This window comes from Streptomyces griseus subsp. griseus, from assembly GCF_000720255.1.
In the GTDB taxonomy this organism is placed as follows: domain Bacteria; phylum Actinomycetota; class Actinomycetes; order Streptomycetales; family Streptomycetaceae; genus Streptomyces; species Streptomyces griseus_I.
This window is the reverse complement of sequence record NZ_JOJE01000065.1, coordinates 1-23,225: the sequence shown is the minus strand read 5'-3', so window position 1 is coordinate 23,225 and position 23,225 is coordinate 1. Positions and strand designations below refer to the sequence as shown.

24 protein-coding genes and 2 pseudogenes are annotated in these 23,225 nt (G+C 69.9%); 16 read left to right on the top strand and 10 right to left on the bottom strand.

Annotated features, from left to right (window positions below; all coding sequences use genetic code 11):
- Positions 1-118 precede the first annotated feature (118 nt).
- The 3 genes from IG99_RS41330 to ilvA form a co-directional block, all read right to left on the bottom strand.
- Positions 119-973, bottom strand: coding sequence for an ABC transporter permease (locus IG99_RS41330; protein ID WP_037683787.1), 855 nt, complete (start codon positions 971-973; stop codon positions 119-121).
- On the bottom strand, positions 970-1,956 hold the full coding sequence (locus tag IG99_RS41325) for a daunorubicin resistance protein DrrA family ABC transporter ATP-binding protein (protein WP_037683786.1): 987 nt from the start codon (positions 1,954-1,956) through the stop codon (positions 970-972). The genes IG99_RS41330 and IG99_RS41325 overlap by 4 nt, the downstream gene beginning before the upstream one ends.
- Before the next feature lie 142 nt (positions 1,957-2,098).
- Entirely contained in the window at positions 2,099-3,328 is a 1,230-nt protein-coding gene (gene ilvA, locus IG99_RS41320; protein ID WP_037683784.1) for a threonine ammonia-lyase, read from the bottom strand.
- A 162-nt stretch (positions 3,329-3,490) separates the two neighbouring features.
- Here ilvA and IG99_RS41315 point away from each other — a divergent pair, with 162 nt between their 5' ends.
- The 3 genes from IG99_RS41315 (at position 3,491) to IG99_RS41305 (ending at position 5,025) form a co-directional block, all read left to right on the top strand.
- Positions 3,491-3,997, top strand: a complete 507-nt coding sequence (locus IG99_RS41315) for a MarR family winged helix-turn-helix transcriptional regulator (RefSeq protein WP_078948223.1) — start codon at positions 3,491-3,493, stop codon at positions 3,995-3,997.
- A 223-nt stretch (positions 3,998-4,220) separates the two neighbouring features.
- Complete coding sequence (locus IG99_RS41310) at positions 4,221-4,724, top strand: sigma factor-like helix-turn-helix DNA-binding protein (protein ID WP_037683781.1); 504 nt, start codon at positions 4,221-4,223, stop codon at positions 4,722-4,724.
- A 52-nt stretch (positions 4,725-4,776) separates the two neighbouring features.
- A complete protein-coding gene (locus IG99_RS41305; RefSeq protein ID WP_037683779.1) occupies positions 4,777-5,025 on the top strand; it encodes a hypothetical protein in 249 nt (82 codons plus the stop codon).
- A gap of 19 nt (positions 5,026-5,044) precedes the next feature.
- Here IG99_RS41305 and IG99_RS41300 read toward each other — a convergent pair whose 3' ends face one another.
- A complete protein-coding gene (locus tag IG99_RS41300; RefSeq protein ID WP_037683776.1) occupies positions 5,045-6,199 on the bottom strand; it encodes a cystathionine gamma-synthase in 1,155 nt (384 codons plus the stop codon).
- 142 nt (positions 6,200-6,341) lie between these two features.
- Between IG99_RS41300 and IG99_RS41295 the strand changes: the two genes are divergently transcribed.
- The 7 genes and pseudogenes from IG99_RS41295 to IG99_RS41265 all read left to right on the top strand — a co-directional run bounded on the left by IG99_RS41295 (position 6,342) and on the right by IG99_RS41265 (position 12,518).
- The gene (locus IG99_RS41295) at positions 6,342-7,460 is read left to right on the top strand and encodes a hypothetical protein (protein WP_037683775.1); all 1,119 of its coding nucleotides are present in this window, start codon (positions 6,342-6,344) and stop codon (positions 7,458-7,460) included.
- Positions 7,461-7,649: 189 nt separating this feature from the next.
- Positions 7,650-8,162 (top strand): peptide-methionine (S)-S-oxide reductase MsrA, encoded by a 513-nt coding sequence (gene msrA / locus IG99_RS41290; protein ID WP_037683774.1) that lies wholly within the window; start codon positions 7,650-7,652, stop codon positions 8,160-8,162.
- Positions 8,163-8,300: 138 nt separating this feature from the next.
- Positions 8,301-9,406, top strand: a pseudogene (locus tag IG99_RS41285) (serine hydrolase domain-containing protein).
- A gap of 101 nt (positions 9,407-9,507) precedes the next feature.
- On the top strand, positions 9,508-10,167 hold the full coding sequence (locus tag IG99_RS41280; protein WP_037683773.1) for a DUF4389 domain-containing protein: 660 nt from the start codon (positions 9,508-9,510) through the stop codon (positions 10,165-10,167).
- A 116-nt stretch (positions 10,168-10,283) separates the two neighbouring features.
- Positions 10,284-11,411 (top strand): AI-2E family transporter, encoded by a 1,128-nt coding sequence (locus IG99_RS41275; protein ID WP_037683794.1) that lies wholly within the window; start codon positions 10,284-10,286, stop codon positions 11,409-11,411.
- 55 nt (positions 11,412-11,466) lie between these two features.
- Positions 11,467-12,060, top strand: a complete 594-nt coding sequence (locus tag IG99_RS41270; protein WP_037683772.1) for a DUF4291 domain-containing protein — start codon at positions 11,467-11,469, stop codon at positions 12,058-12,060.
- A 32-nt stretch (positions 12,061-12,092) separates the two neighbouring features.
- Positions 12,093-12,518, top strand: coding sequence for a hypothetical protein (locus IG99_RS41265; protein WP_234312135.1), 426 nt, complete (start codon positions 12,093-12,095; stop codon positions 12,516-12,518).
- Positions 12,519-12,603: 85 nt separating this feature from the next.
- On the opposite strand, the gene IG99_RS41260 is transcribed toward IG99_RS41265, so the two are convergent.
- Positions 12,604-13,644, bottom strand: coding sequence for an NAD(P)-dependent alcohol dehydrogenase (locus IG99_RS41260; RefSeq protein WP_037683770.1), 1,041 nt, complete (start codon positions 13,642-13,644; stop codon positions 12,604-12,606).
- 171 nt (positions 13,645-13,815) lie between these two features.
- On the opposite strand from IG99_RS41260, the gene IG99_RS41255 reads away from it, so the two are divergent.
- A complete protein-coding gene (locus IG99_RS41255) occupies positions 13,816-14,742 on the top strand; it encodes a helix-turn-helix domain-containing protein (RefSeq protein ID WP_037683769.1) in 927 nt (308 codons plus the stop codon).
- A 51-nt stretch (positions 14,743-14,793) separates the two neighbouring features.
- Here IG99_RS41255 and IG99_RS41250 read toward each other — a convergent pair whose 3' ends face one another.
- From IG99_RS41250 to IG99_RS41240, 3 genes are all read right to left on the bottom strand, one after another.
- On the bottom strand, positions 14,794-15,564 hold the full coding sequence (locus IG99_RS41250) for a group II truncated hemoglobin (protein ID WP_037683768.1): 771 nt from the start codon (positions 15,562-15,564) through the stop codon (positions 14,794-14,796).
- A gap of 81 nt (positions 15,565-15,645) precedes the next feature.
- Positions 15,646-16,353 carry an ABC transporter ATP-binding protein gene (locus IG99_RS41245; RefSeq protein ID WP_037683767.1) on the bottom strand — a complete coding sequence of 236 codons (708 nt, stop codon included), beginning with the start codon at positions 16,351-16,353 and terminating at the stop codon, positions 15,646-15,648.
- Positions 16,354-16,402: 49 nt separating this feature from the next.
- Complete coding sequence (locus IG99_RS41240; protein ID WP_037683766.1) at positions 16,403-17,851, bottom strand: ABC transporter permease; 1,449 nt, start codon at positions 17,849-17,851, stop codon at positions 16,403-16,405.
- 204 nt (positions 17,852-18,055) lie between these two features.
- Between IG99_RS41240 and IG99_RS41235 the strand changes: the two genes are divergently transcribed.
- From IG99_RS41235 to IG99_RS41225, 3 genes are all read left to right on the top strand, one after another.
- A complete protein-coding gene (locus tag IG99_RS41235) occupies positions 18,056-19,099 on the top strand; it encodes a hypothetical protein (RefSeq protein WP_234312134.1) in 1,044 nt (347 codons plus the stop codon).
- 229 nt (positions 19,100-19,328) lie between these two features.
- The gene (locus IG99_RS41230; RefSeq protein ID WP_037683763.1) at positions 19,329-20,165 is read left to right on the top strand and encodes a hypothetical protein; all 837 of its coding nucleotides are present in this window, start codon (positions 19,329-19,331) and stop codon (positions 20,163-20,165) included.
- Between the two features lie 64 nt (positions 20,166-20,229).
- Positions 20,230-20,982 carry an MBL fold metallo-hydrolase gene (locus IG99_RS41225; protein ID WP_037683760.1) on the top strand — a complete coding sequence of 251 codons (753 nt, stop codon included), beginning with the start codon at positions 20,230-20,232 and terminating at the stop codon, positions 20,980-20,982.
- A 150-nt stretch (positions 20,983-21,132) separates the two neighbouring features.
- Here IG99_RS41225 and IG99_RS41220 read toward each other — a convergent pair whose 3' ends face one another.
- Positions 21,133-21,690 carry a cysteine hydrolase family protein gene (locus IG99_RS41220; RefSeq protein ID WP_037683757.1) on the bottom strand — a complete coding sequence of 186 codons (558 nt, stop codon included), beginning with the start codon at positions 21,688-21,690 and terminating at the stop codon, positions 21,133-21,135.
- A 94-nt stretch (positions 21,691-21,784) separates the two neighbouring features.
- Here IG99_RS41220 and IG99_RS51065 point away from each other — a divergent pair.
- Positions 21,785-22,156 (top strand): annotated as a pseudogene (locus IG99_RS51065) (MBL fold metallo-hydrolase); the annotation flags it as partial.
- Between the two features lie 146 nt (positions 22,157-22,302).
- Entirely contained in the window at positions 22,303-22,812 is a 510-nt protein-coding gene (locus IG99_RS41210; protein ID WP_037683756.1) for a hypothetical protein, read from the top strand.
- A 119-nt stretch (positions 22,813-22,931) separates the two neighbouring features.
- Here the strand turns inward: IG99_RS41210 and IG99_RS41205 are convergent.
- A partial coding sequence (locus IG99_RS41205; RefSeq protein WP_037683755.1) for a VOC family protein occupies positions 22,932-23,225 on the bottom strand: 294 nt, incomplete at its 5' end.

Genomic DNA, 23,225 nt, shown 5'->3' with positions numbered 1-23,225 from the left:
CCAGTGCCTCGAAGAACCTCGCCTTCAGCACCTCAAAACCCACGATCCCCGCAACTCCCTGAACTCCAGGGTGTTGCGGGGATCAGTAGAACCGGCCCCTCCGGCGCCGGGGGCTTCGTCATGCCGCCGCCGACCGGTACTTTCGCACCGCCAGGGCCCGGAATACGACGATGATCAGGATCGACCAGATCAGCGAGGCCCATGCAGGGTGCTGCATCGGCCAGGCATCCGGCACCGGATAGCCCTCCGGGAGGTTGCCGAACAGTTGGCGGCAGGCCTGCACGGTGGCGCTGAACGGGTTCCAGTTCGCGATGGTCTGCAAGAAGGTCGGCATGTTCTCCGCCGGCACGAACGCGTTCGAGATGAACGTCAGCGGGAACAGCCAGATCAGTCCGCCTGAGGTCGCGGCCTCGGGGGTGCGCACGGACAGGCCGATCAGGGCACCGATCCAGGAGAACGCGTAGCCGAGCAGGAGCAGCAGGCCGAACCCGGCCAGCACCTTGCCGAAGTTCTCGTGCGTGCGCCAGCCGACCAGGACGGCGACGATCGCGAGGACCACGAGGGTCAGGGTCGTCTGCACCAGGTCGGCGAGGGTGCGGCCGGTGAGCACCGCGCCGCGCGCCATGGGCAACGAGCGGAACCGGTCGATGAGGCCCTTGTGCATGTCGTCGGCGATGCCCGCGCCTGCTCCGGCGGTGGCGAACGTGACGGTCTGCGCGAAGATGCCGGCCATCAGAAACTCGCGGTATCCGGAGGCGCTGAGCCCCGCGCCCGGGACGTTGATCGAGCCGCCGAACACGTAGCTGAACAGCACCACGAACATGATGGGCTGGACCAGGCCAAAGATGATCATCTCGGGAATCCGCGTCATGCGGATCACGTTGCGTTTGGCCACGACCAGGGAGTCGCGGACGGACCGGGTGACCGGATTGCCGGGCGGTGCGATCCGCACGGTGTCGGTGACGGCACTCATGTCGCGACCTCCTTGTCGTTGATGTCGTCGTTCTGCTCCTTCGCCTCGGCGACGTGGCCCGTCAGGGACAGGAACACGTCGTCGAGGGTCGGGCGGCGCAGGCCGATGTCGTCGATCTCGATACCGCGGGCGTCCAGCTCGCGGATGACCTCGGCGAGGAGCTTGGCGCCGCCGGTGACGGGCACGGTGAGCTTGCGGGTGTGCTCCTCGACGGTGGTGTCGCCCTTGCCGAAGCCGCGCAGGACCTCCGAAGCTGTCTGTATGCGCTCGCGCTCGTGCACCACGACCTCGACGCGCTCGCCGCCGGTGCGGGCCTTGAGCTCGTCGGAGGTGCCACGGGCGATGACACGGCCCTGGTCGACCACGGCGATGTCGTGCGCCAGGTGGTCGGCCTCCTCCAGGTACTGGGTGGTCAGCAGCAGTGTCGTACCGCTGGAGACGAGTCGCTTGATGACCTCCCACAGCAGCTGACGGTTGCGCGGGTCGAGGCCGGTGGTCGGCTCGTCCATGAACATCACGGGCGGTGAGACGACGAGAGCCGCCGCCAGGTCGAGCCGGCGGCGCATCCCTCCGGAGTAGGTCTTGGCGGGGCGGTCGGCGGCGTCCGCGAGGTCGAACTGCTCCAGCAGCTCCACGGCCCGCGCCTTCGCCGCCTTCGCCCGCATCTGGTAGAGCTGCCCGACCATCTGGAGGTTCTCGCGGCCGGTCAGATACTCGTCGACGGCGGCGAACTGGCCGGACAGGCCGATCGAGCGCCGTACCTCGTTGGGGTGCTTGAGCACGTCGACGCCGGCGACGACGGCCCTGCCGCTGTCGGGGCGCAGCAGGGTCGTCAGGCAGCGGACGGTCGTCGTCTTGCCCGCGCCGTTCGGCCCGAGCAGACCCAGGACGGTGCCCTCGGGGACATCGAGGTCGACGCCGTCCAGAGCCTTTACGTCGCCGAAGGTCTTCACCAGACCTTCGGCGTAGATGGCGCCTGGCATATGAGTCTCCACGTCTTCGGGGATTCTTCGAAAAGCCGGGGGTTCGCAACACACCATAACGCGATGTATCGCGTCTCTCAATGCATTTGCCCGACCGGAACCAAATCGGGTGACAAAAGGGCCGTGACCTGCACGGATACCGTCAGCCGATGACGGTGTAGCCCGCCTCGCCCAGCGCCTGCTCGACCTCGGCGCAGTGCGCGGATCCCTTCGTCTCCAGGTGCAGCTCGACCTCCGCCTCCGTGAGCCCGAGCCGCGGGTCGGTCCGGACATGGCTCACGTCCAGGACATTAGCGTCGACCACTGACAACACCCCGAGAAGCGCCGCGAGCGCGCCCGGCCGGTCGGTCAGCCGGACCCGAACGGCCAGGTAGCGGCCCTGCGCCGTCATCCCGTGGCGCAGGATGCGCTGGAGCAGCAGCGGGTCGACGTTACCGCCCGACAGCACCGCCACGACCGGCCCCTCGAAGGAACCGGGGTCGCTCAGCAGCGCCGCGACCGGGCTCGCCCCGGCCGGCTCCACGACCAGCTTGGCACGCTCCATGCACAGCAGCAGCGCGGTGGACAACTCGTCCTCCGTGACCGTACGGACCTCGTCGACCAGGTCTCCGACGATGCCGAACGTCACGTCGCCTGGCCGCCCGACCTTGATGCCGTCGGCCATCGTCGCCGGGTGCTCGATCGACAGGGGACGCCCCGCCGCCAGCGAGGGCGGGTACGCGGCGGCCCCCGCCGCCTGCACGCCGACGATCCGTACCTCCGGCCGCAGCGCCTTCACGGCGACCGCGATACCGGCCGCCAGCCCCCCGCCGCCGACCCCGACGACGATCGTGCGCACCTCCGGGCACTGCTCGAGGATCTCCAGGCCGACCGTGCCCTGACCCGCGATGATGTCGGCGTGGTCGAAGGGGTGGATGAACACCGCGCCCGTCTCGGCCGCGTACTCCTGCGCGGCGGCGAGCGTCTCGTCGACCACCTGGCCGTGCAGGCGCACCTCGGCGCCGTAGTCCCGGGTGGCGCTGATCTTCGGCAGCGGGGCGCCCTTCGGCATGAACACCGTGGAGTGCACACCCAGCAGCGAGGACGCGAGGGCCACGCCCTGCGCGTGGTTGCCGGCGCTCGCGGCGACGACCCCGGCGGCGCGCTCCTCGGGCAGCAGCCCGGCGATGCGGACGTACGCGCCGCGCAGCTTGAACGACCCCGTCCGCTGCAGGTTCTCGCACTTGAAGTGCACCGGCGCGCCCACCAGCTGCGACAGCCGCCGACTGCCCTCCATCCCGGTCAGCCGCGCCACTCCCGCGAGCATCTTCCGGGCGCCGCGCACATCGTCGAGGGTGACGGGGCGCAAGGAGTCAGCCGTGCTGTAGCTCATGACTCAAGCATCGCAGTTCACAGGCGCGGGCCGCGGTTGTGACCAACCACCGAGACCGGTTTGTGCAGCGCCCGTACGGCCCGCCTTCCGGCCGCGTAACCTGTCCCCCAACTCCAGCACTCTTCATGAAGTGAGCCCCTGGCCATGCCCACAACACCTGAAATGTCGATGGACATGACGACCTTTGGTGACACCGGTCTCCTCGACACGCTGCAGCACGAGGTGGCGGTCTTCGCGCGCCGTGCCGAACAGACCCGGCTCGGCGGCGTGGGGCAGGTGCGCAACTCCATGGACCGCGCCGCGTACCTCCTGCTCAACCGGCTCGACAAGGAGGGCCCGATGGGCGTCAAGGCGCTCGCCGCGAGCATGGGCATCGACTCCTCGACGGTCACCCGGCAGGTGGCTCCGCTCGTGGACACCGGCCTGGTCAAGCGCACCTCGCACCCCGAGGACGGACGGGCGGTGGTGCTCCAGCTGTCCCCGCGCGGGCTGTCGCGACTGGAAGAGGTGCGCTCCTCGCGCCGTCAGCTGATGGCCGAGCTGACCCAGGACTGGGCACCCGAGGAGCGCGAGACGTTCTGCACGCTCCTGACGCGCTTCAACAGCGCGCTGTCCTCCCGGATGGCGGCCCAGGGCCTGCCGGGAGCGGAGCCGTCGTCGCCGTCCTGACCCGGGCGAATCCCCCGTCCCCCTCTGCCCGGGGCGAATCCCACGGTGTGACCTCGGAGGACCCGCCGTCCCTGTCCTGGCGCGGGGTGAATCCCGCCGGTGCGCGGCCCTTGACCGGCGGGCCGGGGCTGGCCTCATATGAGACACGTACGGAGCGGGTGCGCCGGCGGGTTCCACTGATGCCGCACCGGTTTTCTCGACGTCGTCTCAGGCGGGAGGCGGGATGGGACAACGGCACGCGGCCCAGAGCGCCCGCCGGGCCGCGGAGTTCGAGGCGTTCGTCGCGGGTGCCGGGGGCCGGCTGCTGCACACGGCCACGCTGCTCACCGCGGAGGCGCCGGAGGACAACCCGCGCGCGCGGCGCCTTCTGACGCTCGCCCTCGCGCACACGTACGCGTGCTGGGACCGGCTGCGCGGCGAGGACCCCTACGACCGCGCCCGCCAGTACCTCGCCACCCGCTTCGCACGCGGCGTCTGGCACCACTACGGCGCCTTCCCCCGCCTCCGCTCACATCCCGGCGCCCCCTTGGCCCGGCTCGGGCCCCAGGAGCGCCTGGTCCTGGTGCTGCGGCTGTACGAGGGTGTCGCCGAACAGCAGGTCGCGGCGCTGCTCGGCATGCCCATGGAACGCGTCCACGCGATCTGCGACCGGGCGACGGCCACCCTCCTGCACCCGCCCCGCCGGCCGGCCACGGCGAGCGTGGGGGCGAAGGTGGCGCCGTCTTGAGCGGCGGCCGGGCCAGGAGGGCATCGGGAAGCGCGGAGACGGGAGACCACCGGTGAACCGTGCGGAGCGGGAGACGGCGGTACGGCGGATCATGGAGCGGACTCCGCCCCGGGTGCCGCCGGATCTCCACGCGGACGTGCTGCGTCGCGGCGGGCGGATGCTGCGCCGCAGGGTCCTCGCCCGCCGGCTGATGTGGCTGCTCCTGTTCGCCGCGACGGTGGCGTTCGTCGTGTGGGCTGTGACGGCCCGCCCCTGGGTGGAGCCGCCGTCGCAGACGACTCCACCGCTCACTAGTTGGTGAGCCCCCAGTCCGAGGGGACCTAGCCGAGCGCCTGCTGGAGGTCGTCCAGGAGGTCGTCGACGTTCTCGATGCCCACGGAGAGGCGTACGAGGTCGGCGGGGACCTCAAGGGCCGAACCGGCCACGGACGCGTGCGTCATGCGGCCCGGGTGCTCGATCAGCGACTCGACACCGCCGAGCGACTCGCCCAGCGTGAACACCTTGGCACGGTTGCAGACCTCGACGGCCGCCTCCTCGCCGCCCGCGACCCGGAAGGAGACCATGCCGCCGAAGGTCTTCATCTGCTTGGCGGCGACCTCGTGACCGGGGTGCTCCGGCAGCCCCGGGTACAGGACACTCGTCACGCGCGCGTGCCGGGTGAGCATGTCGGCGACCTTGGTGGCGTTCTCACTGTGCCGGTCCATGCGCACCGAAAGCGTCTTGGTGCCCCGCAGCACGAGCCAGGAGTCGAAGGGCCCGGCGACCGCGCCCATCGCGTTCTGGTGGAACGCCAGCTCCTCGCCCAGCTCCTGGTCGCCGACGATCAGCGCGCCGCCGACGACGTCCGAGTGGCCGCCCATGTACTTGGTCAGGGAGTGCACCACGATGTCCGCGCCGAGCGACAGCGGCTGCTGGAGGTACGGCGTGGCGAAGGTGTTGTCGACGACCAGCCGCGCTCCGGCGTCCCGGGCGACCTGGGCGACGGCGGCGATGTCGGTGATGCCGAGCAGCGGGTTGGAGGGGGTCTCCACCCACACGACCTTGGTCTTCGGCGTGATGGCGGCCCGTACGGCGGAGGGGTCGCTGGTGTCGGCGACGGACCACTCCACGCCCCAGCGGGCGACCACCTTCGCGAAGAGGCGGAAGGTTCCGCCGTAGGCGTCGTTGGGGATGACGACGTGGTCGCCGGGGCTGAGCAGCGTACGCAACAGGCAGTCCTCGGCCGCCAGTCCGGACGCGAACGCGAGGCCGCGGCGGCCGCCCTCCAGGGCGGCGAGGTTCTCTTCCAGGGCGGTCCTGGTCGGGTTGGCGCTGCGGCTGTACTCGTAGCCGCCGCGCAGGCCGCCGACGCCGTCCTGCTTGTAGGTCGAGACCTGGTAGATCGGCGGGACGACCGCGCCGGTGAGGGGATCCGCGGTGTTGCCGGCGTGGATCGCGAGGGTCTCGAAGTGCTGACTGGTGTGCCTGTCGCTCATGGGCACCGAGGGTAGTGCGCGTTTCGCCCGCGCGACTTCCCCACGCGCTTTCCCTGCGTCGCGGCGCGTTTTCCACAGGTCGTTTTCCACAGGCCGTCGAGCGGGTTGGCCAATTGTCGGCGGTGTCTGGAACCCTTGAGACATGGAGATTCTGTGGGTCCTGATGGCCCTTGTCATGCTCGGCTTCGTGCTGCTGCCGGTCATGAGGCGCAGGCGCGGCATGCTCGAGCAGGTTCCTCCGGGGCACCCGGACGCGGCGGACCCCGCGAACTACGGGTTCGTCCGTCAGGAGGAGCTGGACATCCGCATGCCTGGACCCGACCAGGATCTGCTCGACGTACTGGAGCTGGTGCAGCGGACCCAGGATCACAAGGCGGCCGCCCAGCTGCTGGCCGGTACGGAGACGGAGGGCGAGCCGCGCTGGCAGCGCGTGCAGGCCTTCGCCGGTGCCGCGGCGCTGGAGCTGCAGCAACGGCCCGGCGGGGTGAGTGAAGCGCCGGGCGGGCAGTGGCTGCGGGTGTGGCGGGCGGAGACGCCCAAGGACGCGGGCGGCGCGGCGGTGCACGCCGAGTTCCTGGTGCAGCAGGCGTGGCGTACGGCGACGCCGGGCACGGACGAGTTCCGGATCATCATGGAGGAGGCGCGGGACGCGTGCGGACAGGCGGCGCTGCTGTCTCCCGGTGACCCGGTCCCGTACATCATCGAGCTCTCGGTGGCCCGCGGGCTGGCGTACTCGCAGTCGGAGTTCGAGCAGCTGTGGTTGAAGATCCTCGACCGCGCGCCGACGCACATGGGAGCGCACCTGGCGGCGCTGCACTACTGGTGCGAGAAGTGGCACGGTTCGCGCGAGCTGGCGTACGCGTTCGCGGAGGCCGCGGCGGCGAGGGCGCCGCAGGGCTCGCTGCTGGCGGCGATGCCGTTGTTCGCGGTCTTCGAGCACCTGCCCGAGGTGAACCTGGTCAGCGGCTTCTACCAGAGCGAGGTCGTCACGAAGGCGATCCACGGCGCGCTGCACGCGGTCCACTCGGCGCGCGCCGACGACCCGATGGCGGCGCACGCGCGCCATCTGCTGGTGTTCTTCCTGGTCCGCTCCGAGCGCTGGTCGGAGGCCATGAACCAGCTGATACACGTCGACGGCCACGTGGGCGCCCTGCCGTGGACGCTGTCGGCCGACCCGGCCGCGGAGTTCGCGGTGTACCGGGCGCTGGCGGTTGCGGGCTTCGAGGCGAACGGTGGGAGCCCGGCGACGCTGCCGCACTGACCCGTCAGCTCCCGCAGACGCACTGACCCGTCATGCTCCCGCAGACGCACGCGGGGCGGGCGGGCGAGCCGGGGCGGGAACGGAATCGCTCGGAACCCGCGCGCGTTGAGGACAGTGGACACGGGATGCCGGTGGTGTGTGAGCCGGGTAGCCCGAGTGGCCGAACCGACAGACATTGGAGGGGTAGTAATGGCTGCGCAGACGCAGAGGGCCGTGCTGGCCGGCGGATGCTTCTGGGGGATGGAGGAGCTGATCCGCCGACTCCCGGGCGTGACGGCTACCCGGGTCGGCTACACCGGGGGTGACGTGCCGAACGCGACGTACCGGAACCACGGCACGCACGCGGAGGCCATCGAGATCCTTTTCGACCCAGCGAAGACCGACTTCCGCGCGCTCCTGGAGTTCTTCTTCCAGATCCACGACCCGAGCACCAAGAACCGCCAGGGAAACGACATCGGCCTCAGCTACCGCTCGGCGATCTACTACGTGGACGACGAGCAGAAGCGGATCGCCGAGGACACGATCGCAGATGTGGACGCCTCCGGGCTGTGGCCCGGCAAGGTCGTCACCGAGGTGGAGCCGGTCGGCCCCTTCTGGGAGGCCGAGCCCGAGCACCAGGACTACCTGCAGCGTTACCCGGACGGCTACACCTGCCACTTCCCGCGCCCGGGATGGCGGCTGCCCGCCCGCGCGGAGGGCTGACGGTCCGCGTCGTACCGCCGTTCGACGTCCGGTGACCGTGTCCCTCACCCTGGCTTGATCTTGGAGGGAGGCTTCGTCCTCGGCCGACGCCGGGAATTCGGTTGCCTCCCGTCACCCGGAGCGGGCTGAATACCAGACATGGCTGACATTCAGGGCTCGTACGACGATCTGTTCACCGCGGTGCCCGGTGCGCTGGCCGCCCTGTTGGACGAGGGGGACGTGGGCGGCTCGGTCGCGGTCTTCGTGGACGGTGAGCCGGTGGTGGACGTGTGGGGCGGGTTCGCCGACGCGGAGCGCACGGCGCCGTGGCAGCGGGACACGATCGTCAATGTCTTCTCGGTCACGAAGACGATGACCGCGCTGTGCGCGCTGGTCCTCGCCGACCGCGGCGAGCTCGATCCGGCCGCGCCGGTCGCCCGGTACTGGCCGGAATTCGCGGCGGCGGGCAAGGACGGGGTGCTGGTACGGCATCTGCTCGCGCACACCGCCGGGCTGCCCGACTGGGACGGGCCGGTGGAGGAGCTCTACGACTGGCCGTCCGCCACGGCGCGGCTGGCCGCCATGGCGCCGCGGTGGGAGCCGGGCAGCGCGGCCGGGTACCACTCGCTCACCCAGGGATACCTGGTCGGCGAGGTCCTACGCCGGATCACCGGCAGGAGCGTGGGCGCGTTCTTCGCCGACGAGGTGGCCGGACCGCTGGGCGCGGACTTCCACATGGGGCTGTCGGCCGAGCACGACCACCGGGTGGCGCCGGCGGTCCCGCCACCGTCGCGGGACGAGGACTACACCGCGAGCGCTCCCGGCCGCGACGCGGCCCCGGCCTCGGCAACCGCTTTCCGGGTCCGTGACGGCAACAGCGTGGCCTGGCGCCGGGCTCAGATCCCCGCGCGAGCGGGTTCGGCAACGCCCGTTCGGTCGCCCTCGTGCAGTCGGTGATGGCCTGCGGCGGCTCGGTGGGCGGGGTGCGACTGCTGTCGCGGGCGGGCTGTGACCGTGCGTGGGAGGAACAGTTCACCGGCGAGGACCGCATCCTGGGCATGCCGATCAGCTGGGGCCTGGGCTACGGACGGTTCGGCGGCACCTACGGGTGGGGCGGCTGGGGCGGCTCGACGGTCATGATCGAGCCCGAGTCACGCATGACCGTGGCGTACGTGACCAACCAGATGCGCGAACCCGCCGAGGACACTCGGGGCATGGATCTCCTGATGGCCGCCTACGACGGCCTCAAGGGACTCCAGGCGTGAAGACGCCGCAGGCGTGACGTGGTGAAAGGCCGCGGCCGGGCATCGCATGGTGCCGAGTTCCCCGAGTCGCGGCCCTCTCTCCCGCGTGCGAGCCTGCATTCATGATCGGTACGTCGGCCGTACGGCTCGAGGCATCCCTGGATCCGCAGCTCTCCAGGTGGATGTGGCTGGTGAAGTGGTTCCTCGCGATCCCGCACTACATCGTGCTGTTCTTCTTGTGGATCGCGTTCACCGTCGTCACCGTGATCGCGTTCTTCGCCATTCTTTTCACCGGCCGCTATCCCCGCTCCCTCTTCGATTTCAATGTGGGAGTACTGCGCTGGAACTGGCGTGTCAGCTATTACGCCCACACCGTCCTCGGCACCGACCGGTACCCGCCGTTCACTCTCGCGGAGGTGCCCGACTATCCGGCGCATTTCGACGTCGCCTATCCGGAGCACCTCTCCCGTGGGCTGGTCCTGGTGAAGTGGTGGCTGCTGGTGATCCCGCAGTACGTCGTGGTCGGGATCTTCCTGGGTAACTGGGGGTGGGGTGAGGACGAGACCTGGACCGGCGGCGGGCTGATTCCCTTCCTCTCCCTGGTCGCCGTGGTCATCCTGTTGTTCACGGCCCGCTATCCCATGTACCTGTTCGACTTCCTGATCGGTCTGGCCCGCTGGGTGGCTCGGGTGGCTGCCTACGCCGCGCTGATGACCGACGAGTATCCGCCGTTCCGGCTCGACATGGGCGGACAGCAGCCCTCCGCACTGACGAAGACGTAACGGCGAGGAACCTGGCGACGACCTGGCAACGACCTGGCGACGACCTGGCGAAGTTCCCCATCGCACGTCGGACCACCCCCGACCAGTACGACATGCGTACGAATAGGGTGGCCCTCATGCCACCCACCGTGCGTCCCACAAGCCCCCTGAGTTACCCGAGAGCCAGAGCCGCGCTGCGCATATCGGCGCGCATCTCCGTGGAGTCGCTGCTGGTCCTCGTGCTGGTCGCGGTGACGCTGTGGCTGCTCGGCCAGATGTGGTCGGTGGTCTGGCCGCTCGTCGTGGGTCTGCTGCTCACCACCCTGACCTGGCCGCCGGCCCGCTTCCTGCGCCGCCACGGGTGGCCGCCCGCACTGGCCGCGTCGGCGGTGACCGTGCTGTTCCTCCTGGTCGCCGTGGGTGTGGTGGCGCTGATCGCGGTACCGGTGGCGTCCCAGAGCGGCCAGTTGACCGACGGTGTCGGGGAGGGCATCCAGCGGCTGCGCGAGTGGGCCGCCGGGCCGCCGCTGAACATCGGCGACGACGAGATCACCAAGGCCATGGACACCGCGGTCGCCCGGGCCCAGGACGGCGTCGGCAGCATGGTCACCACCGTCGTCACGGGAGTGAGCACCATCGTCAACGGTGTGGTCACCGCCGTCCTGGCGCTCTTCCTGATGTTCTTCTTCCTCAAGGACGGCCCGCGCTTCCTGCCGTGGCTGGCCCGCCAGTTGCCCGGCCGGCTCGCCACCGACATCCCGACCGTGGCCGCGCGCAGCTGGGACACGCTGGGCGCGTTCGTGCGGTCGCAGGCGGCCGTCGGTCTGCTCGACGCCGTGCTGATCGGCCTCGGTCTGTGGATCGTGGGGGTGCCGCTGGTGCTCCCACTGGCGGTGCTGACCTTCGTCTCGGCGTTCGTGCCGATCATCGGCGCCCTGTTCGCCGGTTTCGTCGCGGTGCTCATCGCGCTGGTCTCCAACGGCCTGACCGACGCGCTGATCGTGCTGGCCGTCATCGTCGTGGTGCAGCAGCTCGAGGGCAACGTGTTCCAGCCGATGATCCAGAGCCGTGGGCTCGGCCTGCACGCGGCCGTGGTCCTGCTCGCGGTGACGCTGGGCGGCAACCTGGCCGGCATCGTGGGCAGTCTGCTCGCCGTGCCGGTGGCCGCGCTGATCGCGGTGGCCTGGAACTACGTGCGCGAGCAGCTCACCGACCCGTCCCAGGAATTGGATCCCTTGCAGGGCCAGTCCAGTACGAGCCCCTGAGGCGCCGTTCGAAAACCAGTGGCCACCCGGACCGACGGCACCCAGGCTGTACGCCATGGAACACCAGCCGCAGCGCGAGATCCGTGCGGTCCACTCGCCCTCCACGATCACCGTCTACCAGGCGTACTCCCCCCACCTCGGCCTGCCCGCCGCCCGCGAGGGCCGGTTCCCCGCGGCGTGGAAACGGGACCGGATGACCTGGATCAAGCCGTCGTTCCTGTGGATGATGTACCGCTGCGGCTGGGGAACGAAGGAAGGTCAGGAGACCGTCCTGGCCGTGGAGATCGCCCGCGAGGGCTTCGAGTGGGCGCTGCGTCACGCGTGTCTGTCGAGCTACGACCGTGCGGCGCACCCCGATCGCGCCGCCTGGCAGCGTGAGCTGAAGCGGGCGCCGGCTCGGGTGCAGTGGGATCCCGAACGCGATCTGCACCTCCAGCGGCTGCCGTACCGTTCGCTGCAACTCGGGCTCTCCGGCGAGGCGGTACGCCGTTACGCCGACGAGTGGACGGTCGCCATCACCGACGTGACCCCACTCGCCCACGAGATCCACGCACTCGTCCGCAGCGGCGACCTCGACGCGGCGAACGACCTGCTGCCGCGGGAGCGTCCCTACCCGGTCGTGGACGAACCGACCCGCCTGTGCCCGTGATCGACGTGCGACACCACCCACGGGGGACCACCGTGCGAAGACCGGACGACCGCATCGCCTCCGCCCTGCGTTTCGCCACGGAACTCATCGCCTGGGTGGCCACCCCCTGGGCCCTGTCCGCGTACTCCTGGCCGCTCGCCGTCCTGGCGGTGGTGGTACTGATCGGCCTGCCCACCGTCTTCTCGACTCCTGGTGACAAGTCGCGGGTCATCGTCCCCGTCCCCGGTACGGTCACGATCCTCCTCGTCCTCCTCCAACTCGCCGCCGCCGTCGTCTCCGCGTGGACGGCCTGGCCCATCCCGGCCGCCCTGCTCGTCACCCTCCTCGCCGTCACCACGCTGGTCACCGAACGCCACCGCTGGCACTGGCTCCTCGCGACGGACCGGCGGAAACGGCGGGAACGGCGGGAACGGCGGAAACGGCGGGACCGGCGTACGGACGCCCGTCGTCCGTCTTGATCGTGTGCGCCCCGCCCCTCCGCACAGCGGGCCCCCGGCGCGCGTCCGCACGCCGAGGGCCCGAGAAGTGCCGTCCGGTCCGGGGTCAGATCGTCGCCGTGTCGATCACGAACCGGTAGCGCACGTCGCTCGCGAGCACCCGCTCGTACGCCTCGTTGATCTGGTCCGCGCGGATCAGCTCGATCTCGGCCCCGAAGCCGTGCTCGGCGCAGAAGTCCAGCATCTCCTGGGTCTCCTGGATGCCGCCGATGCCGGACCCGGCGAGGGTCTTGCGGCCGGCTATCACCGAGAACAGGTTGAGGGCGACGGGCTCCTCGGGCGCGCCCACGTTGACGAAGGCGCCGTCCGTGCGCAGCAGGGACAGGTAGGCGTTCAGGTCGAGCGGGGCCGAGACGGTCGACAGGATCAGGTCGAAGGTGCCGGCGAGCTTCTTGAACGTCTCCGGGTCACTGGTGGCGTAGTAGTGGTCGGCGCCCAGCTTGAGACCGTCGTCCTTCTTGCGCAGCGACTGGGACAGGACCGTCACCTCGGCGCCGAGCCCGTGCGCGATCTTGACGCCCATGTGTCCGAGGCCGCCCATGCCGAGGATCGCGACCTTCTTGCCGGGGCCGGCGTTCCAGTGGCGGAGCGGGGAGTACGTGGTGATGCCGGCGCACAGCAGGGGAGCGGCCTCGTCGAGCTTCAGGCCGTCGGGGATGCGCAGGACGTAGTTCTCGTCGACGACGATCTTCTGGGAGTAGCCGCCGTAGGTGGGCTCGCCGTCCTTGCCGATGCCGTTGTACGTCTGCACGTTGCCCTTGGCGCAGTACTGCTCCAGACCGGCCTTGCAGTTGTCGCACTCACGGCAGGAGTCGACCATGCAGCCGACGCCCACGCGGTCGCCGACGGCGAACTTCGTCACGCCCGGGCCCACCTCGGAGACGACGCCCGCGATCTCGTGGCCGGGGACCATCGGGAAGATCGCCTCGCCCCAGCCCTCGCGGGCCTGGTGGATGTCGGAGTGGCAGATACCGGCGAACTTGACGTCGATCAGGACGTCGGACTCGCCGACCGCGCGGCGTTCGATCGTCGTACGCTCCAGCGGAGCCTTGGCGGCGGGTGCGGCGTACGCAGCAACAGTGGTCATGCCGTGGTTCTCCTAGCAAGGGGTTCCGCGCCCGGCTGCCTTCTGCCGGACACGGCGTCCAGCCTGCCAGGCATCACCGCACGCACCCAGATCACCGTTCTGCCTACGACCACTGTGCCTACCACTGGCGGGGGCAGGTTCGGGTGCGTACGACCGTGAATACTGGGACCTATGGACGAACAGCCCGAATCCGTCACTGAGCCCGCCACGGCCGGTCGGGCCCTGGACCGGCGTGCCGAGCTCAGCGAGTTCCTGCGCACCCGGCGTGCCCGGCTGAAGCCGGAGGACGTGGGGCTGCCCGACTTCGGGCGGCACCGCAGGGTGCCCGGGCTGCGGCGCGAGGAGCTGGCGCAGCTGGCCGGGGTGTCGGTGGCGTACTACACGCGGCTTGAACAGGGCAACGGGCGGAACGTTTCGGCGGAGGTGTTGGACTCCATCGCCCGCGCGCTCCGGCTGAGCGACGCCGAGCACGCCCACCTCACGCACCTGGCGAAGCCGAAGCAGCACAAGAAGAAGCCGGCGGGGCGGGCGCAGCAGGCGCGGACCTCGCTGCAGCATCTGCTGGACTCGATGGACGGCGTCCCGGCGTACATCGGGGGGCGACGCTCGGACATCCTGGCGTGGAACCGGATGGCGGCCGCGCTGTTCGGCGACTGGGCGCAGCTGGCCCCCGCGGAGCGCAACTGGGCGCGGATGGTGTTCCTGCGGCCCGACTACCGCGAGCTGTTCGTGGACTGGGAGCAGAAGGCGATCGACATGGTCAGCTATCTGCGCATGGACGCGGGCTGCCATCCCGACGACCCGAAGCTGTCCGCGCTGGTGGGGGAGCTCTCCGTGAAGAGCGAGGAGTTCCGGCGGCTGTGGGCCACGCACGACGTCAAGGAGAAGGGCCACGGCGTCAAGCGGATGCACCACCCGCTGGTGGGCGACCTGTCGCTGTCCTTCGAGTCGTTCCGCCTGGCCGACGACGGTGAGCAGACGCTGATCACGTACCACGCCGAGCCCGGCTCCCCGTCCGCGGAGGCGCTGCGCCTGCTGGCGAGCTGGGGCACGGACGCGACCCGTGCGGGCACGGAGTCGGCGGCGCCGAAGCGCTGACGCCGACCCGCCGTCCCACCCGGACCGGCCGTCCCACCCGGACCGGCCGCGTCACCCCTGGTACGGCGGCGCGGCCCCCCAGTTCCACTTCGGCACCGGCTGCTCCCCCGGCGGCCCGGCGTTCGGGCCCGAGAAGTACACCGCCAGGCGGGTGCCCCACTCGACGTACGCCAGGAAGGCGGAGCGGAACTCGGCGTCCGTCGGCAGGCCGGCCTCGTCGGCCGCGTCCTGGATGAGGCTGACCCAGCGGCGGCGCTGGGCCTCTGTGATGTTCTTGCCGAAGTGCTTGGCGACCATGTGATCGTGGCCGCCCTGGGTCTGCGAGTACGCCTGGGGCCCGCCGAAGACCTCCGCGAGCCAGAGCGCGACGTGCTCGGCGTGGTCGGGCGGGAGGCCGGCGAAGACGGGGGCGAGGACGTCGTCCTTGAGCACCTTGCCGTAGAACACCTCGGTCAGACGGGAGAAGGCCTCGGCGCCCCCCGCCCAGTCGTACAGCGTCGGGACGGCCGATCCCGTGCCGCGCACGTCGGTGGGCCGGTAGTGACGCATCTCCTCGATGTCGCTGACGTAGGGCCGGATCTCGGCGAGGAAGGGCGGGAACAGCTCGGACGTGCGGAAACCCTGGAGGTGGTCCTCGGTGGAGGTCCAGGTGATGCGCAGGATGTAGCGGTCGGTGTCCTCCTCGCAGCGGGAGAGTTCGTAGTCGACGCACTGGGGCGAGGCGGCGAGCGGGATCGCCGCGCGCGTGTAGGCGGCGAGGAACTCGGCCGAACGTTCCTCGGGGACGCGGTACCGGATGTATTCGACTGTCTGAGCCGTCATGGGTTCACGCAAGCACGAACGGCCCACCGGACGCTTGTCCTCCGACGGGCCGTTCGCTGTGGGCTCACTCGTCTCACCCGCTCACCCGCTCACCCGCTCACTCTTGCCGGAAGCGGCGTTCTCCTTGACCGTGATGGCGCCCTTGCGGATGGTGGCCAGGCGGGGCGCCTTGCGGGCGATCGCGGAGTCGTGGGTGACCATGATGAACGTGAGCCCGAGCTCCTTCCACATGCGCTCCAGTACGTCCATCACCTCGTCTCGCATGCCTTCGTCGAGGTTGCCCGTGGGCTCGTCGGCGAGCAGCACCTTCGGCTGCTTGACGAGGGCGCGGGCGATGGCGACGCGCTGCTGCTGCCCGCCGGACATCTCCCCCGGCAGATGCCCGAGCCGCTCCCCGAGCCCGACGGAGGTCAACGCCTCGGCGGCCCGGTCCCGCCGGTCCCTCCCCTTCACACCGAGCGGTACGAGCGCGGTCTCCACGTTCTCCTGCGCGGTGAGCGTGGGAATGAGGTTGAACGACTGGAAGACGAAGCCGATGTTCTCACTGCGCACCTTGGTGAGCTTGGCCTCGGACAGTCTGGCCAGGTCGACCCCGTCGAGCACGACCTCGCCGGAGGTCGGCCGGTCCAGCGCGCCGAGCATCTGGAGCAGGGTGGACTTGCCGCCGCCGGTGGGGCCCTGGATGACGAGCCGATCACCGTCGGGGATCGTGAGATCGACCCCGTCGAGCGCGTGCACGGCTTCCTTGCCTCGGGTGTAGCGCTTCGTGACGCTTCTGAGTTCGTACATGGGGACTACAACTCCTGCGTTTGTATGGGTGTTGGAGGTTCCGGGACCGCTACTCGACGCGCCGCAGCGCGTCCGCCGGCCGCAGCCGGGACGCCCGCCAGCCACCGAACGCGCCCGCGATCAGACCGCCGGCCACCGCGAGTCCCACCGCCAGCGCGACGGTCGTCAGACTCACCGGCGCGGTCAGCGCGACGTCCAGCGTCCTGGCCGCCGCCTGCCGCCCGGGCCCACCAAAGCCTCCACCGCCGCCGGGCCCGCCGGCGCCCCCGCCGCCCCCGCCCAACTGCGCCTGGAGCGTGGGACTGACGGCCGTGACGGCGTACGCGCCCGCCAGCCCGAGGGCGATGCCCAGCGCCCCGCCGAGCAGCCCGTTCACCATCGCCTCACCGACGACCTGCCGGGTCACCCGCCCCGACTTCCAGCCCAGCGCCTTCAGCGTCCCGAACTCCCGCACCCGCCGGGACACCGCGGAGGACGTGAGCAGACCCGCGACGAGGAACGCGGCCACCAGTACGGCGATGGACAGCCACTTGCCGACAGTGGTGGCGAGGCTCGACGCCGTGGAGAGGGAGCCGGAGACGGTGTCCGCGAGGTCCGCGGAGGTCGTCACGGTCGTACCGGAGACGTTCTTCTGGATCGCCGACTTGACGGAGCCGATCTTCTGGGAGTCGGTCGCCTTGACGTAGATCGTGGTGACCTTGTCCTTGGAATCACTGAGCGTCTGGGCCTGCTTCAGCGGAATGTAGAGGTTGGCCGCCGCGTCCCCGCTGTCGGCCGTCGCGACGCCGATCACCTTGAAGTCGACGCCCTTGATGGTGACGGTGCTGCCGACCTTGAGCTTCTTCTCCTTGGCGTACGCCGAGTCGACGACGGCGACCTTGGCGTCGGTCTCGGTGGTCTTGAACGTACGGCCGCTGCTGATCTTCGAGGAGGTCAGCGGGCCGAGCTGCGGCTTGGCGACGTCGGTGCCGAAGACGGAGTAGCTGTTGACGTCGAAGTCGGCGCCGCCTCCGCGCACTTCACCCTGCGGCTGGCCGCCACCGAATCCGCCCCGGCCGCCCCCGTTGCCGTTCCGCTCGAACTGACCGCGGGTGAACTGCCCACTGACCTTGAGGACCTGAAGGCTCAGGCCGCCGACCGCCTCGGAGACACCGCTCTGCTCTCCGACCTTGGTCACGGTCGAGGTGGCCAGGGTCTGGAAGCCCCGGACCATGACACGGTCGCTGCTCTGCTTCCCGTCGTCGCCGTTGTCCTGCGCGTCGAACCGGAAGCGCGGCCGGTCCGAGGCGTCGGCGGTGGGCGCGGCCGCCTTGGTGACCGTCATGTCGGTGCCCAGCCCGTACAGCGACTCGAGCACCTTGCCCTGGGCCTTCCCCATCCCGGAGGACACGGAGTTGACCACGATGACCAGCGCGATACCCAGCGCGAGCCCGGAGGCGACGACCAGGGCCGCCTTTCTGCGGCGGCGCAGCTCGCGCCTCAGGTAGGTGAAGAACATGCGCCGCAAGGTAGATACGGTCCGTGATGAAGGGATAACACCTGGATAAGAGAACGATGAGAAGGCCCCGGGCGGGCCGGTGCAGGCCGGTGGGGCCGGTCGGGGGGCGCCGTCCCGGCCCGCCGGATTGCGAGGTGGTCCGGGCTGGGCTGCAATGAAGAGGTGGCGCTTCGCAGGCAGGCCCGCAGGCAGCCGGGGGCAAAGATGGCAGGCGTTCCAGTGCCGGACGACAACGGTGATGTCACCGAACACGGAAACTCATCCTGGTCCCAGCGGAGCACCGCTCACATCGCCGACCTCCAAGGGCAGATCAACAGGCTGAGAAACCAGGTCTCCGATCCGGACACGGAATTCCTCAAGAAGGCGGAGGCACATCTCGAAGCCGCGCGAAGGTCCCTGCGGCGGAAGAGCCGTAGGGAACGGTTCACGGGCCATGCGTCGGACAAGGCGCTGGCGAACATCCACGAAGCCGAAGTCGCCATTCTGCGCATTCTTCCGGAGGCGGATCTCCAGTGGCGGGGTCTGCCCGTCCTCGTGCAGGCGCGGCTGCATCTGCACCAGGACGACCTGCGGTTGCAGCACCTGGAGCAGGGCTTGGGCGGTGGCTCCGGGCAGGTCACCGCCGAGCAGCGGGAGTTGCTCGTCGGCACCCTGCACGCCGCCTACCAGGCGGAGGAGGCGGAGCGGGCGAAGGTCCGCAGCTTCACCCAGCTCGTGTGCGCGGCGACGACCGTCATGGCGTTCATCGCGCTCGGCTTCGCCCTGTGGGCCCTGGTCGAACCGGACGTCGGTGCGCGTTTCTGTTTTCCCGAGAACCCCGGCGACCCCCGTTCGGCGCTGACCGTATGCCCCCTGGGAGACGAGCCGACCTGGGAAGGCGTCTGGTTCATCGAATTCGTCGGCACGCTCGCCGCCGCCGTCGCCGGAGCGGTTTCCCTGAGACAGGTCCGCGGAACGGCCGGCCCCTATCACGTGGCCACGGCACTTCTCCTGCTACGACTCCCGGTCGGGGCGCTCACCGCCGTCATCGGCGTCATCCTGCTCAGCGGACAGTTCTTTCCCGGGCTGACCGGACTGGACACCTCCAACCAGATCATCGGGTGGGCCATCGCCTTCGGCATCCTCCAGGAAGCCGTGACCCGTTCCGTCGACCGTCAGGGACAACTCCTGCTGGAGAACGTCAGGACGTCGGGGCGGGATCCGGAAGTCCCCGGGGAGAAACGGAAGTCCAGGAAGAAGGAGCCCTAGAGCGGCTGGGGATCCAGGCTGACCGTACGTTCTCCGGCGCTGCCTTCCTCGTCGCCCTGGGTGGGTGGTAGTGGTGGGTACGCGGCCGGCCTGGGTGCCGCCCGCCCGGACCGTCCGGGCTTCGAGTCCACCCTGGCCGTGTGGTCGGGGAGGATTCCTGCGTTCGACGCTGATATGGCTCGTACGGCTGTGCTCGCTCGGGGCGTGGGTCGCGGCCGCCGTCAGCTGTATGTGGCTGTTGGGGGCCACCGCCATGGCCCGGCCCTGGCACCAGCCCCTCGTGTGGGGTGCCGTCGCCGTGGGGTGTGCCCTGGTGCGGGTGGTGGCGCTGTGGACGCTGCGCGGCGAGCCCAAGGACGACGGATTCACGGACGAGTTCTGGGTCAAGCTTCGCACCGGTGCCCTCTGGGTCGTCGTCGCGTTCTCTGCCGCCGTGTTCGCCGTCGCCCTCCTGAGCTCGTCCAACGCGGGCGAGAAGCTCGACGGGCTGCGCGACGCGGGCGCGGAGGTGAGCACCGCGACGGTCGTGGAACGGCAGTCGACACGGCAGGAGTTGAGCGACGGCGTCGTGAAGGGATACGCGTCCCGGCTGGTGGTCTCCGTGCCCGGCGGTGCCGAACGGCTGACCGTGCGCGGCGCTTACACGTACGAGAAGCCCGGCGAGGGCACCGAGGTCGACGTGCTGTGGGCCCGGTCCGACCCCGGTCTCGGCGGCTACGTCAACGAGAGCAAGGATCTGCCCACGCTCGCCGAGAACCGCTGGAGGGCCTTCCAGGACGACGAGTCGGGCACGGGCTCGTTGATCGCCTTCATCGTCGTCGCGCTCATCGGTGCGGTCCTGGTCGCGGTGTTCTCCCTCGTGCCCGACGCCGACGGCCTTCAGGAGGCGGCCTGGTCGGCGCCGTTGCAGACCGTGCGCACCGCGCTGACCGTGCTGGTGTTCTGGGGCTGGATCCCCTTGATGCTGGGGACTCAGCCGAGCGTCCCGCAGATGATCGTCGCTCTCGGCAGCTCCTGCCTCGTCCTGCTGGGGTACGTCCTCACGTCACTCCGCAACTTCGGCTGACGTACTGCCCGCGACCGGAAAATACCCGCTCATGACCAGCGCGGGGCCACTAGTGTCATGCGCCATGCGACTGACCGTTCTCGGCGGCTGCGGGGCCTGGCCCACCGCGGTCCAGGCATGCAGCGGCTACCTCGTCGAGTACGCCGGTTTCCGTCTGCTCATCGACCCCGGGTACGCCACCTTGCCCCGCCTGCTCGACCACCACACCGTCGACGCCGTCGACGCCGTGCTGATCAGCCACGGCCACCCCGACCACTGCGCCGACCTGAACCCTCTCCTGCGGTCCCGAGGCCTGAGTGACGCGCCGCCGGCGGCCCTGCCGGTCTATGCACCGCACGGCGCGGTCGACGCCGTACTCGCGCTCGACAAGCCGAGCATGCTCGCCGAGGCCTACCGCCTGCACGAGTTCAAGCCCGGCGACCGCTTCGACATCGGCCCCTTCACCACCGACACCTGGCTCCTGCCGCACTTCGTGCCCAACGCCGGCATCCGGCTGACCTCCCCGGAAGCGGTGCTCGCCTACACCGGCGACACGGGCCCGAGCCCCGACATCCCACGGCTCGCCCAGGGCGCGGACCTGTTCCTTTCGGAAGCCACGTACATCCACGAGGTGCCGACCGCCGACGCCCCGTATCTCCTGACCGCACGCCTGGCGGGCCAGTACGCGAGCCAGGCGGACACGGCCCGGCTCATGCTGACCCACCTGTGGCCCGGCACCGCCCAGACTGCCGCCCGCGAGGTAGCCGCGGCTGCCTTCCGGGGCCCCCTCGACATCGCCACCCCCGGGCTCGTCACCGACCTTGCCCGCGGAGGCTGAACCGGTGCGCACCCCTTCATGCTTGGCACCCAAGGTCACGTACGCGACTCCAAAACCCCTCACCGCGCCGCCCTCGTCCTCAGCGCCCGCGCATGGGGCCCTTCGCCAACGCGCTCAAGGGGGAACGGCTCCCCCAGGTGACGGCCGCTCTCAAGGTGCCATCGTCTTGAGCCAGTCGTCGACGGTCACGACATCCGCCCACTGTGGGAACAGTCGCTCGATGAGGACCCGGTGCACCTCGGGGTCGGTGTCCAGGCAGGCGTCGGAGAGGACGGTGAGTCCGAAGTCGAGGTCGTTCGCCTGGCACAGGGTGGACAGCACCACAGCGCTGGTGGCGATGCCGGTCAGTACGAGGCTGTCGATACCGCGTGCCCTCAGCACCACGTCGAGATCACTGCCCGAGAAGGCGCTCGCCCGCCTCTTGGTGACCACCACGTCACCCGGCCCGGGCGCGACCTCGGGATGGATCTCGGTGCCAGGGGCGCCCTCGACGAAGAGACCGGCGCTTGCGATGGCGCTGAGAGCCTTGTTGCGCGTGCCGACTTCCGGGAAGCCGGGACGTAACGCGATGACCACGTAGATCACGGGCATGTTCGCCGCCCGAGCCCCGTCGATCGCCCTGCGCACACGTGGCAGGTAACCGGAGCCGTCGTCTGCGATGTCCACGATGGCCCGTTGGACGTCCATCACGAGAAGGGCGCTGTTCATGTCGTCTCCAGGAACGAAGTGAGTTCGGCGTTGAGTCGAAAGCGGGCGGGTTCTCGATGATCCGATCACCGCGGGCCCTACGGGACTGTTTCTGCTTTCGGCAGACCGCAACGGCGACCACACCTTCGACGAGCTGATCGTTTTCCCCGCCGCGTCCTACGAGGAGCTCGCCGGTGAGGCCGAGGTCCGGCCGGGTGTCTGGATCATCCCGACACCCGGGCACACCCAAGGACATCGGTCGCTAATCCTTCGGCGAGGGGACGGCACGGTGGTCCTCGCCGGCCAGGCACACGACTTCGCCTCTCATTTCGCATCCGACCAGCTGGCCCGCCAAGCGGCGCTTCAGGGCGTGGAACAGCCGCTTCCCGCCTACCGGCAGTGGCTGGAGCGACTCGCCGACTCCGACCCGCGACGTGTTCTCTTCGCTCACGACTGCTCGGTCTGGGAACCGTCGGGACGTTGGTGACACGCCTGCTGGATGCACGAGCCCGGGGAACCGTACGCGCCACCTCCCCAGTCGCGGAGTTGAACACGTTCAATTTGTCTGACAAGGTATCTCTCCACGGCCCGCTCTCGAAGATCGGCCGTGCGGGCTGAGGGTGGGAGGTCCTGGTGGCGGGCGGAAGCAAGCTGCGTGCGTGGGGGGCATCTCTCGGTGGCCTCATGGTGGTCTTGGCTGCTCTGACCGCGTGCGCCAACCCCTATCAGTACTACGGGGGAACAGGGATCCACGACACTACGGTGGCCCAAGTCGCTGGAGGCTGGGAAAACATCGAGGGGACCCGCGTGGTGCTCCGCGAAGACGGAACGGCTCTTCTCGAAAAGCTCGACGGGCAGGACTTCGACTTCGAGGACGGCTGGCGCCTCTCCGGTACGGGAACCTGGCAACTGACCGACGACGACGGCGGACAGATCGTCCGACTCGCGCTGAAAGCCCGGACCCGAGTGGAGAGCCGCTCCCCGGCGACGGCCACTGACGCCTCGACTCCTGAACCCCCATCGACATACGCGTGGTCCTTCTACGTGGACCGCGATCAGCACGACGAGTTGAAGCTGTTCTTCTTCTACGGCGATCCCGACGCCGGGAACACGTACGTGATGACGCGCAAGACCGGTTCATAGCCATTCGTTGATCCCCGCGACCGGCACAATCGCCTCGTAGCGGACCGCGAGCTTGTCGTAGCGCGTGGCGACAGCACGGTGTCTTTTGGCCTTGCCCGGAACGGTGGTCCTACGGTCCTTCAAGACAGAGCGAGGACGCAGAACTCGTGGCCCTCCGGGTCGGCCAGGCACGTCCACGGGACGTCGCCCTGGCCGAGGTCGAGGTCGGTGGCGCCGAGGGCCCGCAGCCGGGCCACCTCCGCCGCCTTGTCGTCGCCGGGGTAGGGCAGCAGGTCGATGTGGACGCGGTCCGGCACGGTCTTCGCGCCGGGCACGCGGAGGAACTCCAGATACGGGCCGACGCCCTTGGCGGAGCGCAACACCGCCTGATCGTCGGTCACCTCGTGCAGGGTCCAGTCCATCGCCTCGCCCCA

Excerpts from the sequence above, each read along its gene's own strand:
- IG99_RS41330 (WP_037683787.1), bottom strand. The coding sequence starts at position 973 with ATGAGTGCCGTCACCGACACCGTGCGGATCGCACCGCCCGGCAATCCG.
- IG99_RS41325 (WP_037683786.1), bottom strand. The coding sequence starts at position 1,956 with ATGCCAGGCGCCATCTACGCCGAAGGTCTGGTGAAGACCTTCGGCGAC.
- ilvA (WP_037683784.1), bottom strand. The coding sequence starts at position 3,328 with ATGAGCTACAGCACGGCTGACTCCTTGCGCCCCGTCACCCTCGACGAT.
- IG99_RS41315 (WP_078948223.1), top strand. The coding sequence starts at position 3,491 with ATGTCGATGGACATGACGACCTTTGGTGACACCGGTCTCCTCGACACG.
- IG99_RS41310 (WP_037683781.1), top strand. The coding sequence starts at position 4,221 with ATGGGACAACGGCACGCGGCCCAGAGCGCCCGCCGGGCCGCGGAGTTC.
- IG99_RS41300 (WP_037683776.1), bottom strand. The coding sequence starts at position 6,199 with ATGAGCGACAGGCACACCAGTCAGCACTTCGAGACCCTCGCGATCCAC.
- IG99_RS41295 (WP_037683775.1), top strand. The coding sequence starts at position 6,342 with ATGGAGATTCTGTGGGTCCTGATGGCCCTTGTCATGCTCGGCTTCGTG.
- msrA (WP_037683774.1), top strand. The coding sequence starts at position 7,650 with ATGGCTGCGCAGACGCAGAGGGCCGTGCTGGCCGGCGGATGCTTCTGG.
- IG99_RS41280 (WP_037683773.1), top strand. The coding sequence starts at position 9,508 with ATGATCGGTACGTCGGCCGTACGGCTCGAGGCATCCCTGGATCCGCAG.
- IG99_RS41275 (WP_037683794.1), top strand. The coding sequence starts at position 10,284 with ATGCCACCCACCGTGCGTCCCACAAGCCCCCTGAGTTACCCGAGAGCC.
- IG99_RS41270 (WP_037683772.1), top strand. The coding sequence starts at position 11,467 with ATGGAACACCAGCCGCAGCGCGAGATCCGTGCGGTCCACTCGCCCTCC.
- IG99_RS41260 (WP_037683770.1), bottom strand. The coding sequence starts at position 13,644 with ATGACCACTGTTGCTGCGTACGCCGCACCCGCCGCCAAGGCTCCGCTG.
- IG99_RS41255 (WP_037683769.1), top strand. The coding sequence starts at position 13,816 with ATGGACGAACAGCCCGAATCCGTCACTGAGCCCGCCACGGCCGGTCGG.
- IG99_RS41250 (WP_037683768.1), bottom strand. The coding sequence starts at position 15,564 with ATGACGGCTCAGACAGTCGAATACATCCGGTACCGCGTCCCCGAGGAA.
- IG99_RS41245 (WP_037683767.1), bottom strand. The coding sequence starts at position 16,353 with ATGTACGAACTCAGAAGCGTCACGAAGCGCTACACCCGAGGCAAGGAA.
- IG99_RS41240 (WP_037683766.1), bottom strand. The coding sequence starts at position 17,851 with ATGTTCTTCACCTACCTGAGGCGCGAGCTGCGCCGCCGCAGAAAGGCG.
- IG99_RS41235 (WP_234312134.1), top strand. The coding sequence starts at position 18,056 with ATGGCAGGCGTTCCAGTGCCGGACGACAACGGTGATGTCACCGAACAC.
- IG99_RS41230 (WP_037683763.1), top strand. The coding sequence starts at position 19,329 with ATGTGGCTGTTGGGGGCCACCGCCATGGCCCGGCCCTGGCACCAGCCC.
- IG99_RS41225 (WP_037683760.1), top strand. The coding sequence starts at position 20,230 with ATGCGACTGACCGTTCTCGGCGGCTGCGGGGCCTGGCCCACCGCGGTC.
- IG99_RS41220 (WP_037683757.1), bottom strand. The coding sequence starts at position 21,690 with ATGAACAGCGCCCTTCTCGTGATGGACGTCCAACGGGCCATCGTGGAC.